This is a genomic window from Azotobacter vinelandii CA (assembly GCF_000380335.1).
Lineage (GTDB): Bacteria > Pseudomonadota > Gammaproteobacteria > Pseudomonadales > Pseudomonadaceae > Azotobacter > Azotobacter vinelandii.
In genome coordinates this window covers 1,844,402-1,861,517 of sequence record NC_021149.1, presented here as the reverse complement: position 1 = coordinate 1,861,517, position 17,116 = coordinate 1,844,402, and the positions used below count along the sequence as shown (strand labels likewise).

Here is a 17,116-nt window from a genome sequence, read left to right as displayed (position 1 = left end):
AATCCATTCGACTGCCCCGCGGGAGCGGGTCCATCCGCGACCGCTCCCGACCGGGTTTGCCGGCTGGGCCCACCCACTCCGCCCCCAACATGCCATCTACCAGCCCGAACGGACATGACGCATCCGCCGAACAGCCGGACTTGCCCGATATTTGCTTACCCGAATGGGGACGCTGCCGGATTGCCCGGCAGTGGCATCGTCAGCGCTCACTTATTTACACAAAGGTTCATAAATGTCAGACGCTCAAGACAATATGGTGATTTTCGACCTGGCCGACGAGTTCATCGATTTGGCCAACCGCCTTTTCAAGGAGGAACACAAGGAGCTGGGACATGTCAGCACAGCCCTGCGCTATGCCGCCGCCCGCGTCAGCTCCTACGAGGCTTCCTGTCTGTTCCAGGACCTGGCCGCCGAAGGGGACAGGCTGCAGAAGTGGTACACCAACCAGTTCAACGACATGCTCGACGAAAACATGAGGGAACATATCGACCGCCTCGGGCAGAAACTCATCATCGAGATGGGCGGCGACGACAAGTGCTGAACACAAATGCGTCGGAAGTCTTTCCGGCATGATCGGCATAGGGGGCTGCCGTCAAGGCAGCGCCCCTGCCACACCACCCGGCATGCGGGTCCGCACCGGGCGGTTCGAGAGCTTGAGGTCAGGCGAGTCGGGGTAGGCCAAGCCGGTCGAACCACGCCAGGTTGAGCACGCTGTTCAGGAGCTTGCCGCTGTTGCGCCACCATCGGCGGCTGTTGGCCGCGATCCGTTGCGCCACCTCGTGGCTGGCCCCCAGGGCGCGCAGTTCCCGAAACAGGGTCTTGCCGCGTTTCCACTGTTTGAGCTGGACGGCACGCAACCGATGCCGCAGCCATTCGCCCAGCGAACGCCAGACTCTCGGTGTCTGCGACAGTCCGAAGTAAGCCTTCCAGCCCAGCACATACGGACGCAGCTCCTGCACGACTTGCGCCATGCTGCGCCCACCGCTGCGCCGCGTCAGTTGCCTGATCCGCTGCTTGAACGTCGCCAACGGCTTGGCCGCCACTTTGCGCTTGACCTGTCCCTTCGGCGCTGCCCAGAAGGCATACCCCAGGAACTTGCGGCCGAACGCACTGGCCACCGCGCTCTTGGCTTCGTTGACCCTCAGCTTGAGCCGGCCGTACAGCTTGCGCAGCAGATTCATCACCCGCTCGCCCGCCCGCCGACTGCGTACGTACACGTTGCAGTCATCGGCGTAGCGCACGAAGCAATGGCCCCGCCGCTCCAGCGCCCGGTCCACCTCGTCGAGCAGGACGTTGGCCAACAGCGGCGACAGCGGCCCGCCTTGCGGCGTCCCCTGGTCCCGCTCGATGACCACCCCGCCATCCATGATCCCCGCGTTCAGGTACGCACGAATCAGCCGGATGACTCCCGCGTCGTCGATGCGTTTGCGTAGGCGGTCGATCAGAATGTCGTGGTTGACCCGGTCGAAGAATTTCTCCAGGTCCACGTCCACCACTATCCGCCGGCCCGACTGCACGAACGATTGCGCGGCCAACACCGCGTCATGCGCCCGTCTTCCGGGCCTGAACCCGTAGCTGTGCTCACTGAAGCTCGGATCAAGCAGCGGTTGCAGCACTTGCAACAACGCCTGCTGGATCAGTCTATCCGTCACCGTCGGAATACCCAATTCTCGTTGGCTCCCATCCGGCTTCGGAATCATCACCCGCCGTACCGGACTGGGCCGGTACGTCCCCCGCAGCAATTGCTCCCGGATCGCAGGCCACTCGGTCACCAGCTTGCGCGCCGTCTGGTCGATGTCCAGACCGTCCACGCCCGCCGATCCCCGGTTGGCTCGCACCCGCTTGAACGCTTGCCGCAGGTTCTCTCGCGTCAGCGCCGCTTCCAGCAGCGCCGACCCTGTGCCTTCCATCTCGTGTCGCGGGCCTTCGGCTTCACCACGGGATACCTTGGCCGGGGCTTCACCCTGGCCTGCGGCATGCCGCCCCGCGCACGCGGGCCTCTGGTGCATGGCCTCCGACATCAACATCGTTTCCGACACTTCCTCTCGTTCGGTCCTTCACCGGTTCGCATCTGGCCTCTGCGGCCCCGCTACTGCGGCTACTACGACCTCTGCTGACTTCTCGCTCCGGCTCGACACCGTCGCCCTTTCAGGCATGAGGCGAGATCTCCCCAGGTAAGAACGCACTCCTTCACCGCACAACCGCCGCATCTACGCCGCCTCGCCTTGGTCACAAGAGCTTCGCGGTTATTGGCCCGCTTGCCCTGCTCGGCAGCGCCTTCTATGCGGTTCTTGTTCATCGGCTCACGATTTACGCTCCGCGCTTCCTCCCCACGCTCGGTCGCCCTCACGCAGTTGCGCTTCGCTTCATTCGCTGTGACCAGCTCATGGCGGGACTTGCACCCGCAGGAGTGCGCCCATGCTGGGCGCACCAAATAAAAACCGCGGCCCGGGGGCCGCGGTTTTCAGGGTCGAGCGAGCCTCGGGCGATTAGCCCTTGGACAGCATGTTGCCGCGCTCTTCCAGGTTGATGTGCCACTCCAGGGCTTCGCGCAGGATATGCGGGGTCTGACCGCCCTTGGCGCAGGCGCGCTCGAAGTAGTCGTTCAGCGCAGAGCGATAGTCCGGGTGCACGCAGTTGTCGATGATGGCGCGGGCGCGCTCGCGCGGCGCCAGGCCACGCAGGTCGGCCAGGCCGATCTCGGTGACCAGGATGTCCGTGTCATGGCCGGTGTGGTCGACGTGGCTGACCATCGGCACCACGCTGGAAATGGCCCCGCCCTTGGCGGTGGACTTGGTCACGAACACGGCGAGTTGCGCGTTACGGGCGAAGTCGCCGGAGCCGCCGATGCCGTTCATCATCTTGCTGCCGTTCACATGGGTGGAGTTCACGTTGCCGTAGATGTCGAACTCCAGCGCAGTGTTGATGCTGATGGTGCCGAGGCGACGGACGATTTCCGGCAGGTTGGAGATTTCCTGCGGACGCAGCACCAGCTTGTCCTTGTACTTGGCGATATTGCCGAAGACGCGCTCGGCGCAGGGAGCCGATACGGTGATGGAGCTGGCCGAGGCGAACTTCAGCTTGCCGGCATCCAGCAGTTCGAAGGTGGAGTCCTGCAGCACTTCCGAATACTGGACCAGATCGGTGAAGGGCGACTTGACCAGACCGCTGGTCACCGCGTTGGCGATGGTGCCGATGCCTACCTGCAGGGGACGCAGGCTGTTGGGCAGACGACCGGCATCCACTTCCTGCTTGAGGAACTCGATCAGGTGGTCGGCGATGGCCTGGGTTTCGCTGTCCGCCGGCAGGGCGTTGGACGGCGAGTCGGACAGGTCGCTGAAGACGATGGCGACGATCTTCGAGGGATCGACTTCGATGGCGGTGGTGCCGATGCGGTCATCGGGCTTCAGCAGGTTGACCGGGGTACGGTTGGGGCGCTCTTCCGGGAGGTAGATATCGTGCAACCCTTCCAGCTCGGGGCTGAGGGTGGTGTTGATCTCGACGATCACCTGCTTGGCGAACTGTACGAAGTTGGCCGAGTTGCCCACGGAGGTGGTCGGAACGATGTGGCCTTTCTCGGTGATGGAGACCGCTTCGACCACCGCGATGTCCGGCCGGGCGATCTGGTTGGCGCGCATCTGCTCGACGGTTTCCGAGAGATGCTGATCGATGAACATCACCTGGCCATCGTTGATGGCCTTGCGCAGGGTGTTGTCGACCTGGAACGGCAGACGGCGGGCCAGGGCTCCGACCTCGGTCAGCTTCTTGTCGATATCGTTGCCGAGGCTCGCCCCCGTCACCAGAGTGATCTTCAGCGGGTCCTTCTTGGCCCGCTCGACCAGGGCCAGCGGTACGGCCTTGGCCTCACCGGCACGGGTGAAACCGCTCATACCGACGGTCATGCCGTCCTTGATCAACGCAGCGGCTTCGTCGGCGCTCTTGACTTTCTCGAGTAGGGAGGGCAGGCGAATGCGATCAGAATTCATGGGAGCTTCCTGGAGTCAGGTTGACGACCTCCCGAGTCTATCGTTTCGCTGAAATTGCGCTTCCAGACCTAAGTCGAGGGTAGACATAGGTCGTATTGATGAAGTTCGCCGACGTTCAACGCGAAAGAGCAGAGGCGTCCCCGCCCTTCCCCTGCCGGGAAAGGCGGGACGCCGCCACTCAGGCCAGGCTCTTGCTGACCACTTCGTAGACGTCGCTGGACAGTTCGCCGCAAGCGAGGATGCGCTCCAGATCGGCCCGCATCAGCACCTGGCGGGCCGCGTCGTACTTGCGCCAGCGGGTCAGCGGCGCCAACTGGCGGGCGGCGATCTGCGGGTTGAGGGCGTTGAGCATGATCACCTGGTCGGCGAGGAAGCGATAACCCAGGCCGTCGGCACGATGGAAGTTGACGTGGTTCTGGTTGGCGAAAGCGCCGATCAGCGCACGCACTTTGTTGGGGTTCTTCAGGGTGAACGCCGGGTGCTCCATCAGCGCCTGCACGCGTTCCAGGCCGCCGGGCAGCGGACAGCCGGCCTGCACGCCGAACCACTGGTCCATGACCAGCGGATCGTCCTGGAAGTAGTCGGCGAACATCGCCAGCGCCTTGGCCTTCTCCGCCTCGAACGGCGAGTTGACCAGCACCGCCAGGGCGGCGAGACGTTCGGTCATGTTGTCGGTCGCCTGGTACTGGTCCTGGCAAGCGGCCAGCACTTCCGGCTTCCCGCTGAGCATCAGGTAGGACAGCGCGATGTTCTGCAGGGCACGGCGGGCGAAGTGCTCGGCCGAGGCGACGTAGGGGCTCTGCCGCGAGACTTCGCGATTGCTCCGGTAGTGCTGCCAGAGCGGCTCGTAGAGGGCGCCGGCGATCTCGCGGCGGGCGAACTCGCGGGCGGCGTGGATGGCCTCGACGTCGGCCACCGCGCTGATCTCGATCAGGTAGGCCTCGCCCGGCAGGGAGAGCATTTCGGCGACCATCGCCGGGTCCAGCCCCTCGTTCTCCAGCACGCTCTTCAGCGCTGCGAGCAGGCGCCGGTCGAGTACCATGGACTCGCCGCGCTGCTGCTGGCCGACCAGTTCCTGCAACACCTGCACGGCGAGCTGCTGACCGGCTTCCCAGCGGTTGAAGCCGTCGGAGTCGTGCTGCATGAGGAACATCAGTTGGTCGCGGCTGTAGGGGTAGACCAGCTTGACCGGCGCGGAGAAATCGCGCAGCAGCGACGGCAGCGGCCGTTCGGGCAGGTCGACGAAGGTGAACGCCTGCTCGGCGGCGGTCACCGCCAGCACCCGGCCGCTGCCGGCGGCCTCGGCCTCGCCGGCCAGGCGCAGCGGCAGTTCGCGGCCCTGGCCGTCGAGCAGCGCCAGCGCCACGGGAATCACGAAGGGTTCCTTGTGCGCCTGGCCGGGGGTCGGCGGGCAACTCTGGCGGAAGGTCAGGGTGCAGGTCCCGGCCGCGGCGTCGTACCGCTCGGCGACCTCCAGGCACGGCGTGCCGGCCTGGGCATACCAGCGCTTGAACTGGGTCAGGTCGACGCCGTTGGCGTCCTCCATGGCCTTGACGAAGTCGTCGCAGGTCACCGCCTGACCGTCGTGACGCTCGAAATAGAGGTCGCTGCCGCGCCGGAATCCCTCGGCGCCGAGCAACGTGCGGAGCATGCCGACCACTTCGGAACCCTTCTCGTAGACGGTCAGGGTATAGAAGTTGGAAATCTCCATGTAGGAGTCCGGGCGCACCGAGTGGGCCATGGGGCCGGCATCCTCGGCGAACTGGTGGGTGCGCAGGTAGGCGACGTCCTCGATGCGCTTGACCGTGGCGGAATTCATGTCGGCGGAAAAGCCGGCATCGCGGAATACGGTGAAGCCTTCCTTGAGCGACAGTTGGAACCAGTCGCGGCAGGTCACCCGGTTGCCCGACCAGTTGTGGAAATACTCGTGGGCGACGATCGCCTCGACCCGCTGGTGGGCGGCGTCGGTGGCGGTCTCGGCCTTGGCCAGCACGGCGCTGGAGTTGAAGATGTTGAGCCCCTTGTTCTCCATGGCGCCCATGTTGAAGTCGTTGACCGCGACGATCATGAAGATGTCGAGGTCGTACTCGCGGCCATAGGTTTCCTCGTCCCAGCGCATGGCACGCTTGAGGCTGTCCATGGCGTGCTGGCACTTGTCGATGTTCTCCGGCTCGACGTAGATGCGCAGGGTCACCCGGCGGCCGCTCAGGGTGGTGAATTCGTCCTCCACGCACCAGAGGTCGCCGGCGACCAGGGCGAACAGGTAGGCCGGTTTCCTGAACGGGTCCTCCCAGGTCGCCCAGTGCCGGCCGTTGTCGGTATTGCCGCTGGCCACCGGGTTGCCGTTGGAGAGCAGCACCGGGTAACGCTGCTGCTCGGCGCTGAGCGTGGTGGTGAAGCGGCTCATCACGTCCGGACGGTCGAGGTAGTAGGTGATCTTGCGAAAGCCCTCGGCTTCGCACTGGGTGCAGAACATCTTGCCGGACTTGTAGAGCCCTTCGAGCGCGGTGTTGCTCTCCGGGTGAATGCATACGCGGGTTTCGACGACGAACTCGGCGCGCTCGGGCTGCAGGCTCAGGTGGCTGTCGTCCAGTTGGTATTCGTGGACGCCCAGCTCGCGGCCGTCGAGGGTGACCGCCAAAAGCTCCAGTTGCTGCCCGTCCAGCACCAGCGGCGGCAGGCCGGCGCCACCGGCCGGGTTGCGGCGCATCGCCAGGCGCGCCTGCACCAGGGTGCGGTCCTCGTGCAGCTCGAAGCTCAGGTGGGTCTCGTCGATCAGGTAGTCCGGCGCCTGATAGTCCTTGAGGTAAACGGTTTTCGGCTGTTCGGTACGCATCGTTCGGCTCCATCGATACCCGCCGCCCTCGGCGGGAGCGGGATGGGGTGAGGGGATATAAGGCCGGGCCCGGCTCAGATCGAGACGGCCAACTGGTACGCCGTGTACTTGCGGATGTTGATCACCCCGACGTCGAAGATCAGATATTGGCCCTTGATGCCCTTCAGGGTTCCTTCCACCACGGGTGTCTTGTCCAGGTCGAGGCTGACGATCTTTCCGGGGTAGCTTTCCACCGGATAGCGGATCTCCACCGGCTCGGCGTCGCCCAGGGGCTGGATCGCCTGCGGGCCGAAATGTGTCCGCAGGGTTTCGAGTCCTTCCCGGCAGATTTCGAAGAGTCGCTCGCGCACGGCCGGCAGATCGACCGGCGCGGCCTCGCCCTTGAGCAGCGCGCGCCAGTTGGTGCGGTCGGCGACCTGATTGCGCAGGAGGTCTTCCACCAGTCCCGACTGCTGGCGGGTGGCGACGCGCAGGATCGGCAGCGCCTGGCTGGCGCCCTGGTCGAGCCAGCGGGTCGGCACCTGGCTGGCACGAGTGATGCCGACCTTGACGCCGGAGGAGTTGGCCAGGTAGACGACATGCTCGCTCATGCAGAAGCGCTCGCCCCAGGCCGGATCGCGACAGGTGCCCTGGGCATGGTGGCACTTCTCCGGACTGACGATGCAACTGTCGCACTGCGGCAGCTTCTTGAAACAGGGATAGCAGTAGCCCTGGCCGAAGCTCTTGGCGGTCCTGCGCCCGCAATGGCAGCAATGGATGACGCCCAGGTATTCCAGGCGCAGAGGGCTGCCGAGCAGCGGGTTGACCGGCACCTGCGCCTCGCCCAGGCGCAGGGCGTACTGCACCGGGGCATCGAGGCGCGTCGCCATTTTGTCCAGCGCGCCGCGTGCGAGTTCGGCCATCAGTGCAGGGTATCCGAGGGCTTGAACAGCAGGTTGGGAATCGGCTCGCCGCTCGACTTGCATTTCTGCTCGCCCATGTAGCCGGTGCGCTCCTCCTCCGGCAGGTTCCGGATCTCCCAGGCGATCATCGCCTGCAGGCTCAGTTCCTTCTGCTCCTGGGTCAGCTTGCGGCCATCCGGCCATTTGCCGATTTCCACCGCCAGCTTGAGATTCCGGTAGATCTCCGGGGTGATGTTCTCGATCATTTCTTTGAAGGACGACATGGAAGACTCCTGCGGGATTCTGCCTGCATTCTAACCCAGAGCCGCGCGGGCTGCCGCGCGCGGGGCAAACGCATGCAAGCTCCCGCCCGGCCTCGGACCGGGCGGGATCGCGGCAGGGTCTTTTCCGGTCCTTTGCGCAGCCGCGATCGCCCCGCACCCGCTCCCTATGCGTGGCGTCGGGGCAGGCGGCGGCGTTCGTCGATGCGGAGGGCTCAGGATGCCTTCGCCAGCCTCCGCCCCGGTATGGCGTCGAGCAGTTCCCGCGTGTAGTCGCTGGCCGGCCGTTCGAAGACCTGGCCGGTCGGCCCCTGTTCCACCACCCGGCCCTTGTTCAGCACCAACACCCGGTGGGCGATGCTGCCGACCACCGCGAGGTCGTGGGAAACCAGCACGTAGGCGACCCCCAACTCGTGCTGCAGTTCGTCGAGCAGGTCGAGGATCTGCGCCTGAACCGAGACGTCGAGGGCCGAAACCGGCTCGTCGAGCAGCAGCAGGTCCGGCTGCAGGGCCAGGGCGCGGGCGATGGCGACGCGCTGGCGCTGACCGCCGGAGAGTTCGCGCGGCAGGCGGTCGAGGTAGGCGGTCGGCAGGCGGACCCGGTCGATCAGCCGGCGCGCGGCCACCTCCAGCTCGCGCCCTTTGGCCAGCCCGAAGGAGACCAGCGGTTCGACGATGCTGTCGAAGATGGAGAAGCGCGGGTCGAGGGCGGCGAAGGGATTCTGCTGGACCAGTTGCATGCGCCGGCGCAGCGGACGGAATTGCCGCCAGCCGAAGCCGGTGACGTCCTCGCCGTCGAACAGCACGCGCCCCCGGTCGGGCTTCTCCAGGCCGAGGGCGATGCGCAGGATGGTGCTCTTGCCGGAACCGGACTCGCCGACGATGGCCAGGGTCTGGCCGCGGTGGACCTCCAGGCCGACCCCGTCGAGCGCCCGCAGGCTCGACGCCTCGCCCTTCAGCCGCGGCAGTCGGTAGTGCTTGCCGACATCTTCCAGGGCCAGCAGCGGCACCTCGCCGGCGGGCGGCGGCGCGGCCGGCCGCGGGCGGTTGCCGAAAGCCGGGGCGGCGGCGATCAGCGCGCGGGTGTAGTCCTGCCGCGGGGCGACCAGGATGTGCTGCGGCGGGCCCTGCTCGACCAGTTCGCCATCCTTCATCACCAGCACCCGGTCGGCGCGGTCGGCGGCCACGCCGAGGTCGTGGGTGATGATAAGCAACGAGATGCCGCGCTCCTTCACCAGCCGTTCCAGGTGGTCGAGGATGCGCCGCTGGACCGTGACGTCGAGGGCGCTGGTCGGCTCGTCGGCGACGATCAGGCGCGGGTCGCCGGCCAGGGCGATGGCGATCAGCACGCGCTGGCGCATGCCGCCGGACAGTTCGTGGGGGTACTGGCGGGCGCGCAGCAGCGGCTTGTCCAGGCCGACCTGTTCGAGCAGCGCGACGACCTCGGCGTCCAGTCCGGGATAGCGGCTGCCGCGGGCCCGGATCAGTGCCTCGGCGATCTGCCGGCCGATGCGCAGGGTCGGGTTGAGGCTGACCATCGGGTCCTGCGGCACCAGGCCGACGACGCTGCCGCGCAACTGCCGCCCGAGGCGCTCGGGGGCCCGGCCGATATCCTGCCCGGCGACCAGCAGCCGACCGGAAACGACCCGCGCATTGTCCGGCAGCAGGCCGAGAATGGCGTTGGCCAGGGTGGTCTTGCCCGAACCGGACTCGCCGACGATGGCCAGGATTTCGCCCGCGCCGACGGACAGGGAAACATCCCGCACGGCCTGGACGAGCTGACCGGCGAAGCGGTAGGAGACGGCAAGCCCGCTGACCTCGACCAGGGGTTGTCGTTCACTCATCGCTGAACCTCCTCCAGGGTACGGGCAATGTGGTTGAGACTGAACACCACCGCCACCAGGAACAGCCCCGGCAGCAGCGACACCCAGGGAGCGGTGATCAGGAAGTGCCGGCCATTGGAAATCAGCGTGCCCCACTCCGCCGCCGGCGGCGCCGCGCCGAAACCGAGGAAGCTGAGGCCGGCGGTGGCCAGGATGGCGGCACCGAAATCCAGGGTGGCGAGCACCGCCACCGGACTCCAGGCGTTGGGCAGGATGTGCAGCAGCAGGGTGCGCGTCCAACTGGCGCCGCCCAGGCGCGCGGCCTCCACGTAGGGCAGGGTCTTGACCCGCAGCACCTCGGCGCGGGTGGTGCGCGCGAAGCCCGGAACCAGCGCGACGCCCACGGCGATGGCCACCGGCACGGTGCCGAAGCCGATGGCGGTGACTATGGCCAGCGCCAGCAACAGGCCGGGCAAGGCCAGCAGCACGTCGATGAAACGCATGATGAAGGCGTCGAGGCGGCCGCCGGCGAAGCCGGAAAGGATGCCGAGACCCAGCCCGCCGGCCAGGGCGATGCCCACCGCCAGCAGGGCCGCCAGCACCGACAGGCTGGCGCCGTGCACCACCCGTGTGTAGAGGTCGCGGCCCAGTTCGTCGGTACCGAACCAGTGCGTGGCGTCGGGCGGCCTGAGCTTGTCGGCCGGCGCGGTGGCGTAGGGATCGAAGCCACTCAGCAGACCGGGAGCGACGGCCGCCAGCAGGGCGAAGGCGACCACCGCCAGGGCCAGCAGGAAGCCGGGCCGGCGCAGCAGCGGCAGGCAGGCGGCGAGGCTGCGGCGCAGGCGGCCGCGACGACGCCAAGTGGCATCGCCCGTCTCCACGGCGCCCAGCGGAGAATCGAAACGGATATCGACGGTCATGGCTGTGACACCTCGGGCATATGGGCGATGCGCGGGTCGAGGGTGGGATAGAGCAGGTCGACGATCAGGTTGACCGCGACGAAAGCCGCCGCGGACACCGCGACCACCGCCAGCACCACCGGGATGTCCTGGCGCAGCACGGCTTCCTGGACCAGCCGGCCGACCCCGGAGCGGGTGAAGATGGTCTCCACCAGCACCGCGCCGGACACTGTGTTGCCCACCTGCAGGCCGATCAGGGTGAGCAGCGGCAGCGCAGCGTTCTTGAAGGCATGGCGCGCCTGTACCTGGCCATGGCTGAGCCCCTTGGCGTAGGCGGTGACGATATAGGGCTCGCGCCACACGCACTGGAAGCCGCGCTGCAGCACCTGGGCGTAGACCGCCGCGCTGGGGATCGCCAGGGTCACCGCCGGCAGCACCAGGCTTTCGAAACCCGCGTTGCCGGTGGCCGGGAACCAGCCGAGGCCGAAGGCGAACACCTGGATCAGCAGCAGGCCCATCCAGAACACCGGGATCGAGAAGCCCAGCGAAGGCAGGCGGGCCAGCGCCGCCTTCAGGGGCTGCCAACGCACGTAGGCGGTCAGGTAGGCCAGACCGATGCCGCCGGCCAGCGACAGCAGTATCGCCAACCCGGCCAGCGACAGGGTCTGCGGCAGGCGTTCGGCGAGCAGTTCGGCGACCGGGCGGTTCTGCGTCAGCGACTGGCCGAGGTCGCCCTGCAGGGCGCCCCACAACAGGTCGAAATACTGCTCCAGGAAGCTCCGGTCCAGCCCATAGTAGGCGCGCGCACGGGCGATCTCCTCCTCGGGCAGCGAGTCGATCTCCAGTCCCGAGGCGCTGAGCATGATTGCCAGGGTATCGGCGGGCAGCAGATAAAGGATGGCGTAGGCGATGCTGTAGGCCCCCCAGAGCACCAGCAGGGCCTGGCCGACGCGGCCGATCAGGTAGCGGCTCATGGCTGGTCCACCTCGATGTCGCTGAGGAAGGCGAAGCCCTCGGCGGACCACTGGAAGTTGCGCACGCGCGGCGCGGTGGCGGCCTGCCAGACGCGCTCGTAGATCGGGAAGGCCAGGCCCTCGTCGATCAGCAGGTCCTGCAGTTCGCCATAGGCGCGGGCGCGCTGCCCGCCGGCGGTCGCGGTGATGCCGGCGTCGAACAGCGCCGTGGCGCGCTCCAGGGTCTGCGGGGAATAGATGTTGCTGGCCAGGGCGGCGCTGTTGGCCGTGCGCGGATCGAGAATGGTCTGCAGGATGATCGGATCGGCACGGCTCATGTAGCTGGAGGTCAGGTCGTAGTTGCCCGCGGCGTTGGCCGTGACCCGCTCGGCGCGGGTGAGCACGTCGAGCTTCAGCTCGATGCCGACCTTGCGCAGTTGATCCTGAACCAGCACGTCGCCGGCCGTTTCGGCGGGCGACAGGATGTAGGTCAGGCTCAGGCGCTTGCCGTCCTTCTGCCGGTAGCCGTCGGCGCCCTTGACCCAGCCGGCCTCGTCGAGCAGGCGCTCCGCGCCGGCCGGGTCGTAGGCCAGCTTGGCGCCCTGGGTCTTGAAATAAGGCGTGGTCAGGTCGTACACCCCGTCCACCACTGGAAAATCCGGGTTGTAGATGGTGGCGGCGTAGGTCTTGCGGTCGATCGCCTTCTGCAGCGCCAGGCGTACCCTGGGGTCGGCCAGGACACGCTTGTCCTGGGCGTTCGGATAAAGGTTGAAGGCCGGCCCCGGCAGCGAACGGCTCTGGATGGTGGCGCCCCTGGACTGGAACAGCTTCAGGTCCACCTCGGAGAAAGGGTTGCGCGGCCAGAGGATGTCGACCTGCCCCTGCAGGAACAGGCCGTTGCGCACGCTTTCCTCCGGCACGTAGCTGAGTTCGACGCTGTCCAGGTGCGCCGCGCCGGGGTTCTTCAGGTTCGCCGAAGGCCAGGCGTAGTCCTTGCGCTTGACCAGTCTGGCGCCGACTTCCGGGGTGTAGCTTTCCAGGACGAAGGGGCCGCTGCCGACGATCTTGCCGAGGGAACGCTCCCTGGCCGTCAGTCGGTAGGAAGCGGGCGCGAGGATCGCCAGGTTGGTGGTGGAGGCGGCCTGCAGGAAACCGGCATTGGGCCGCGACAGCACCAGCTTGACGGTGAAAGCGTCGAGCACCTCGGCATGCTCGTAGCCGGCCAGGTAGGTGGCGCCGAAAGTCGACGGCACCTCGGCGGCGAACGCCTTGTTGCTGTCGAAGGCGATCTTCACCGCCTGGGCGTCGAAACGCTCGCCGTTACTGAAGGTGACGTCCTCGCGCAGGTGGAAGGTGTACTCCAGGGCGTCGTCGCTCACTTCCCAGCTTTTCGCCAGCCAAGGAATGATCTCGCCGGTCTTCGGGTCCTGGTCGGTCAGCGATTCGGCGACGTTGCGCAACAGCACGCGATGCTCGATCCAGTAGACCTGGAAGGGATCGACGCTGACCAGCACGGTGTTGTCGCCCCAGAAGGCGATCTTCAGGGTCCTGGCGGCCTGGCCGTCCTCGGCCGACGGCGAGCAGCCGGCCAGGGCGAGCGTGGCGGCCACGGGAATCACCAGGCCGGCCAGGCGGCGCGCCAGACTGCGCAGTGCGCCCGGCGCGGTGCCGTTCGACTGGCCGGGGACAAATGCCGCCGGCGCTTCGGGGCGACTGGACTTGCCGGGCGAGTGACCGACCAGGGAGGAAAGGGAAAAGCTGTCGTTCGGATAATCGCTCATGGGTCCATCCATCTGCAGCCCGCGAAGGTCGGGCGGTTCTTAGTGACGGTGTGGAGCCCAGCGTATTTTTATAAAAAAAGAAATTGAAATTCTTTTTTCAAATAAGAATATTATTTATTCGGTGCATTATTTTGTAATAGATATACAAATAATGCATTTAATGAAGCCCAGCGCCCCGCTCGCCTCTTCCGGAACGAATTCATCCGCGCCCCCTGGGCCGGCAGTACGGCAAATCGGCGACACGCTACGGCGATAGCTGCCGCTTCGCGGCAGGTCGCGGATGAATCCACTCCTACGAAAAGCAGCCGTCCCGCCGAACCATCGGCGGATTACGGCCGCCTCACGGCCAGCCTCCGGTTTGCCGCGCCGTTGGCGCGGGGCGCGAATGAATTCGCTGCCACAGTGAAGAGCACCGAACGTTCGCTGCTGCAAGGGGCGCTCCCGGGTAGGAGCGAATTCATTCACGACCGGAGCAGGCACGGAGTTTCGGGTCAGTAGTGCGGTGGCGGCGCCCCGTCGTCGTCCACCGAGCCGAATTCCTCGATCAGTTCCTCCTGGCGCTTGGCCAAGGCTTCCAACTGCATCTGCAGGCGCTCGACTACCCGCTGCTGGGCGACCAGTACATCGTTCAGCGCCTGAATGGTGTCGTCCTGGAAGGCCAGGCGAGTTTCCAGATCGTTGATGCGCGTTTCCAGGCTCATGTTCATTCCTCCATGAAGCGGAAATCCCCGGTCAGCACCAGACGCAGCTTGTCGCGGATGGCGGCGATCTGCGCGTCCGTGTAGGGCTTCGCCGGATGCCTTCCCCACACCGGCGTCGGCCAGGCGGCGTCGTCGCGCCGGCGCACGATGACGTGCATGTGCAGTTGGGCGACCTGGTTGCCCAGGGCGGCCACGTTCATCTTGTCGGCGCCGAAGGTGTCCTTGAGGGTCTCCGCCAGTTCGGTGGTTTCCTGCCAGAAGGCCCGCTGGTCCTCGGCGTCGAGCTGGAACAGCTCGACGACCTCCTCCCTGCGCGGCACCAGGACGAACCAGGGATAGTGGGCATCGTTCATCAGCAGCAGACGGCACAACGGGAAATCGCCGATGGGCAGGGTGTCCTGTTGCAAACGTGAATCCAGAGCGAACATGACCTTGTCTCCTTGTGCGGATTCTGGGTGGATTTAGGGCCTGTTGACATTTGGGCGTGAGCCGCGCTGCCGCGTCAAATGCCGCCAGGCCGGGCCGCGTTCGGCAAGGCGCGGGTCGCCGGCAATGGTCATTCCCTTGCCAAGACCCGCAACGCCGCATGGCGGCATTTGCCGCGCAACCTGGGCGGCCCCACCCGCAGGGACGGGGCCCGTTTGGCGCAGCACGGCGTCGCTCGTCGTTCATTTGGAATGACCAAACTTCTCTCCTCGTTCCTTGTTCTGCGCCAAACGGGCCTCCGTCGCGGCCTACGCCCAAACGTCAACAGGCCCTAGCAAGCCGCAGGGTAATCACCTCGCCCGCTCATCAATGGGAGGGCGGCGGCCCTCTGGCTGGGCAGCATAGCTAACGGGGCAGGCGAACGGAAACCTCCAGTCCGCCGAGGGGCGAAGCGCCCAGGGCGATCTCGCCGCCGTGCAACTCCACCGCCCGTCGCACGATGGACAGGCCGAGCCCGGCGCCCTGGCCGTCTCCGGCACGGAAGAAGCGCTCGAACACCTTCTCGCGCAGCGCCGGCGGAATTCCCGGCCCGCTGTCCTGCACGCGCAGCAGGAGGTCGTCCGCATCGGCCTCGAGCAATAATCGGATACAACCCCCTTGCGGGGTGTACTGCACCGCATTGGCGACCAGGTTCTGCACCAGGATCGCCAGGCTGGGCGCATCGCCGCGCAGCACATAGCCGCCTGCGCCGGTGGTTTCCAGGGTCAGCTCCTGCCCCTTGGCCAGCGCCAGCGGCGTCAGTTCGGCCAGTTCGCTGCGCAGGAAGGCGGCCAGGTCGAGACGGGTCATGTGCAGTTGCACCGCCGCCGGCTCCAGGCGGGCCAGCGCCAGCAACTGCCCGACCACCCGGGTCGCCCGCTCGACGCCCGGCCCCAGTTGGCGAAGCGCTTCGGCGCGGTCGGCCGGATCGGGCGCCTCGAGGGCGTTCTGCGCATGAATGCGCAGCACCGCCAGCGGCGTGCGCAGCTCGTGGGCGGCGGCGGCGAGCAACTGGCGCTCGCGCTCCAGCAACTGGGTGACCTGCAGCAACAGGCGGTTGAGGGCCGCCACCACCGGCTCCAGCTCCCGCGGCAGGGGCGCCAGCAGCAACGGCGCCAGGTTGTCCGGGTCGCGCGCCCGGATCAGCCCGACCATGCGTTCGAGCGGACGCAGGCCCCAGCCGATCGCCAGCCAGACCAGCAACGCCAGCAGCGGCAGGCCGAACAGGTCCGGCAACAGGCTGCGCTTGGCGATCTTGTCCGCCAGTTCGCCGCGCACGTCCTCGCGCTCGCCGACCAGAATCCAGCGCTGGTCAGCCCGGTCGTGGAGAACGAAGACTCGCCAGCGAAACGGCTCCAGATCCAGCAGGTGGTAGCCGATCAGCCGCTCGTCGGCCAGGGCGTCCGGCACCTGCGTCAGCAGGCTGGACAACAGGGTGCGCGGGGCGCTCGCCGAATGCAGGATCAATTCGCCCCGCTCGTCGAACACCTGGAAGGCCAGCTTGCCCTCGTAGCGGTGTCCCAGCGACAGTGCCGCGTGCCCGCCCGGCAGGGTCTGCATCGCCAGCGCCTCGTCGAGCATGGCCTGCACCTCCTCGCGCTCGCGTTCGAGCATTTCGCGGCCGACCAGCCCGGCGAGCAGGCGGGCGGTCTGCGCCAGTTGCGCATCGAACAACTCCTCGATCTCGTGCTGGGCGTCCCTGTAGCTCTTGTAGGAGATCAGCGAGAGGGTGAAGGCCAGCACAGCGAGGACGAGAAACAGGGTGCGGGCGCGGATCGAGCGCATCAGGCCTTGTCCACCATGTAGCCGACGCCGCGCACGGTACGGATCAGTTCGGGAAAGAACTTGCGCCGCAGGTGGTGCACATGCACCTCCAGGGCGTTGCTCTCCACCTCTTCGCTCCAGCCGTAGAGCGCCTGCTGCAGACGATCGCGGGTCAGCACCCGGCCCGGCTGCGCCAGCAGTTCGTGCAGCAGCAAAAACTCCTTGCGCGCCAGGGTGATGTCCCGCCCCTGGTAACTGACCGCCTGGCTCTGCGGGTCGAGTTGGATGCCGCGATATTCCAGGGCCGGCTGCGGGCGGTTGAAGCTGCGCCGCAGCAGCGCCCGCAGACGGGCTTTCAGCTCGGCGACATCGAAGGGCTTGACCAGGTAGTCGTCGGCGCCGGCATCCAGTCCGGCGATGCGCTCGCTGGTCGCGTCGCGCGCGGTCAGCACCAGCACCGGCAGCGGATTGCCCGCGGCACGCAGGCGGCGGAGCACGTCCAGACCATCCAGCCGCGGCAGGCCGAGATCGAGCACACAGAGATCGAAGCTCTCGCAACCGAGGGCGTGCAGCGCGCTGGCGCCGTCCTGCAGCCAGTCGACCGTATAGCCCTCGGGCTTGAGGGCGGTGCGGATACCCTCGCCCAGCGCCGCATCGTCCTCCACCAGCAAAATACGCATGCTCCACTCCCGCCTTTTCCGGGTCACTTCGGCCCGGCGCCCTGCCGGGCGCCGTCCGCTATCGGC

The 17,116-nt window shown here is 66.8% G+C and carries 14 protein-coding genes; 1 reads left to right on the top strand and 13 read right to left on the bottom strand.

Features of this window, described 5'->3' with window-relative positions; translation table 11 throughout:
• Window positions 1–232: 232 nt before the first annotated feature.
• Complete coding sequence (locus AVCA_RS08550; protein ID WP_231876294.1) at window positions 233–541, top strand: DUF3144 domain-containing protein; 309 nt, start codon at window positions 233–235, stop codon at window positions 539–541.
• A gap of 118 nt (window positions 542–659) precedes the next feature.
• Here AVCA_RS08550 and ltrA read toward each other — a convergent pair whose 3' ends face one another.
• The 13 genes from ltrA to AVCA_RS08485 form a co-directional block, all read right to left on the bottom strand.
• Complete coding sequence (gene ltrA, locus AVCA_RS08545) at window positions 660–2,027, bottom strand: group II intron reverse transcriptase/maturase (RefSeq protein WP_012700496.1); 1,368 nt, start codon at window positions 2,025–2,027, stop codon at window positions 660–662.
• Window positions 2,028–2,489: 462 nt separating this feature from the next.
• On the bottom strand, window positions 2,490–3,986 hold the full coding sequence (locus AVCA_RS08540) for an acetyl-CoA hydrolase/transferase family protein (protein WP_012700495.1): 1,497 nt from the start codon (window positions 3,984–3,986) through the stop codon (window positions 2,490–2,492).
• A 178-nt stretch (window positions 3,987–4,164) separates the two neighbouring features.
• Window positions 4,165–6,822 (bottom strand): aminopeptidase N, encoded by a 2,658-nt coding sequence (pepN, locus tag AVCA_RS08535; RefSeq protein WP_012700494.1) that lies wholly within the window; start codon window positions 6,820–6,822, stop codon window positions 4,165–4,167.
• A gap of 74 nt (window positions 6,823–6,896) precedes the next feature.
• Window positions 6,897–7,724, bottom strand: a complete 828-nt coding sequence (locus AVCA_RS08530) for a DUF2797 domain-containing protein (protein WP_012700493.1) — start codon at window positions 7,722–7,724, stop codon at window positions 6,897–6,899.
• Window positions 7,724–7,987 (bottom strand): YeaC family protein, encoded by a 264-nt coding sequence (locus AVCA_RS08525; RefSeq protein WP_012700492.1) that lies wholly within the window; start codon window positions 7,985–7,987, stop codon window positions 7,724–7,726. The genes AVCA_RS08530 and AVCA_RS08525 overlap by 1 nt, the downstream gene beginning before the upstream one ends.
• Before the next feature lie 212 nt (window positions 7,988–8,199).
• Window positions 8,200–9,828 carry a dipeptide ABC transporter ATP-binding protein gene (locus tag AVCA_RS08520; protein WP_012700491.1) on the bottom strand — a complete coding sequence of 543 codons (1,629 nt, stop codon included), beginning with the start codon at window positions 9,826–9,828 and terminating at the stop codon, window positions 8,200–8,202.
• The gene (locus tag AVCA_RS08515) at window positions 9,825–10,727 is read right to left on the bottom strand and encodes an ABC transporter permease (RefSeq protein ID WP_012700490.1); all 903 of its coding nucleotides are present in this window, start codon (window positions 10,725–10,727) and stop codon (window positions 9,825–9,827) included. Before AVCA_RS08515 ends, AVCA_RS08520 begins: the two co-directional genes overlap by 4 nt.
• Window positions 10,724–11,680 carry an ABC transporter permease gene (locus AVCA_RS08510; protein WP_012700489.1) on the bottom strand — a complete coding sequence of 319 codons (957 nt, stop codon included), beginning with the start codon at window positions 11,678–11,680 and terminating at the stop codon, window positions 10,724–10,726. The genes AVCA_RS08515 and AVCA_RS08510 overlap by 4 nt, the downstream gene beginning before the upstream one ends.
• Entirely contained in the window at window positions 11,677–13,440 is a 1,764-nt protein-coding gene (locus tag AVCA_RS08505; RefSeq protein ID WP_012700488.1) for an ABC transporter substrate-binding protein, read from the bottom strand. The genes AVCA_RS08510 and AVCA_RS08505 overlap by 4 nt, the downstream gene beginning before the upstream one ends.
• A gap of 491 nt (window positions 13,441–13,931) precedes the next feature.
• Window positions 13,932–14,147: a SlyX family protein gene (locus tag AVCA_RS08500; protein ID WP_012700487.1), complete on the bottom strand. Its 216-nt coding sequence runs from the start codon at window positions 14,145–14,147 to the stop codon at window positions 13,932–13,934.
• On the bottom strand, window positions 14,144–14,569 hold the full coding sequence (locus AVCA_RS08495; protein ID WP_012700486.1) for an HIT family protein: 426 nt from the start codon (window positions 14,567–14,569) through the stop codon (window positions 14,144–14,146). Before AVCA_RS08495 ends, AVCA_RS08500 begins: the two co-directional genes overlap by 4 nt.
• A gap of 403 nt (window positions 14,570–14,972) precedes the next feature.
• Entirely contained in the window at window positions 14,973–16,391 is a 1,419-nt protein-coding gene (locus AVCA_RS08490; RefSeq protein ID WP_012700485.1) for an ATP-binding protein, read from the bottom strand.
• Window positions 16,391–17,050, bottom strand: a complete 660-nt coding sequence (locus AVCA_RS08485) for a response regulator (protein WP_012700484.1) — start codon at window positions 17,048–17,050, stop codon at window positions 16,391–16,393. The genes AVCA_RS08490 and AVCA_RS08485 overlap by 1 nt, the downstream gene beginning before the upstream one ends.
• Window positions 17,051–17,116: the final 66 nt, after the last annotated feature.

Bases quoted from the DNA above. Each gene is read 5' to 3' on its own strand.
- AVCA_RS08550 (WP_231876294.1), top strand. From the start codon at position 233: ATGTCAGACGCTCAAGACAATATGGTGATTTTCGACCTGGCCGACGAG.
- ltrA (WP_012700496.1), bottom strand. From the start codon at position 2,027: ATGTTGATGTCGGAGGCCATGCACCAGAGGCCCGCGTGCGCGGGGCGG.
- AVCA_RS08540 (WP_012700495.1), bottom strand. From the start codon at position 3,986: ATGAATTCTGATCGCATTCGCCTGCCCTCCCTACTCGAGAAAGTCAAG.
- pepN (WP_012700494.1), bottom strand. From the start codon at position 6,822: ATGCGTACCGAACAGCCGAAAACCGTTTACCTCAAGGACTATCAGGCG.
- AVCA_RS08530 (WP_012700493.1), bottom strand. From the start codon at position 7,724: ATGGCCGAACTCGCACGCGGCGCGCTGGACAAAATGGCGACGCGCCTC.
- AVCA_RS08525 (WP_012700492.1), bottom strand. From the start codon at position 7,987: ATGTCGTCCTTCAAAGAAATGATCGAGAACATCACCCCGGAGATCTAC.
- AVCA_RS08520 (WP_012700491.1), bottom strand. From the start codon at position 9,828: ATGAGTGAACGACAACCCCTGGTCGAGGTCAGCGGGCTTGCCGTCTCC.
- AVCA_RS08515 (WP_012700490.1), bottom strand. From the start codon at position 10,727: ATGACCGTCGATATCCGTTTCGATTCTCCGCTGGGCGCCGTGGAGACG.
- AVCA_RS08510 (WP_012700489.1), bottom strand. From the start codon at position 11,680: ATGAGCCGCTACCTGATCGGCCGCGTCGGCCAGGCCCTGCTGGTGCTC.
- AVCA_RS08505 (WP_012700488.1), bottom strand. From the start codon at position 13,440: ATGAGCGATTATCCGAACGACAGCTTTTCCCTTTCCTCCCTGGTCGGT.
- AVCA_RS08500 (WP_012700487.1), bottom strand. From the start codon at position 14,147: ATGAACATGAGCCTGGAAACGCGCATCAACGATCTGGAAACTCGCCTG.
- AVCA_RS08495 (WP_012700486.1), bottom strand. From the start codon at position 14,569: ATGTTCGCTCTGGATTCACGTTTGCAACAGGACACCCTGCCCATCGGC.
- AVCA_RS08490 (WP_012700485.1), bottom strand. From the start codon at position 16,391: ATGCGCTCGATCCGCGCCCGCACCCTGTTTCTCGTCCTCGCTGTGCTG.
- AVCA_RS08485 (WP_012700484.1), bottom strand. From the start codon at position 17,050: ATGCGTATTTTGCTGGTGGAGGACGATGCGGCGCTGGGCGAGGGTATC.